The following is a 326-nucleotide window of genomic DNA, read 5'->3' as shown; positions in this document are numbered from 1 at the left end:
CCGCGTCTCCCACCTCGCTGCACTCGCGACCAGGTAACCAGCACAATTCGCCAGCGGAGTCCGAGCAGGCCGCCCTCAAGTGCGTCTACCTCGCCGTGATGAGCCTCGACCCGACCGGGCAAGGCCGCAAACGCTGGGCCACCCGCTGGAAGAGCGCACTCAACGCCTTCGACATCACCTTCGACGGACGCCTGTCCGCCGGCCGCAAGTAGAAGATCAACCAACCCCAGTTACACCGTTAACTTGACAGACCCCAACCTGGCTCCAATGCTGCGTAGCTTGAGTTGATCTTGGGGTGTGGCCTGCGGTTGTGTGGCTGCTGTCGG

1 pseudogene is annotated in these 326 nt (G+C 63.2%); it reads left to right on the top strand.

Annotation, left to right across the window (positions count from 1 at the left end):
• Window positions 1-212, top strand: a pseudogene (locus ACFHWU_RS29560) (hypothetical protein); the annotation flags it as partial.
• Window positions 213-326 lie beyond the last annotated feature (114 nt).

This window comes from Micromonospora sp. LOL_015 (assembly GCF_048060275.1).
Taxonomy (GTDB): Bacteria; Actinomycetota; Actinomycetes; order Mycobacteriales; family Micromonosporaceae; genus Micromonospora_E.
The sequence above is the reverse complement of the archived record's forward strand: the minus strand, read 5'-3'. Positions and strand labels throughout refer to the sequence as shown.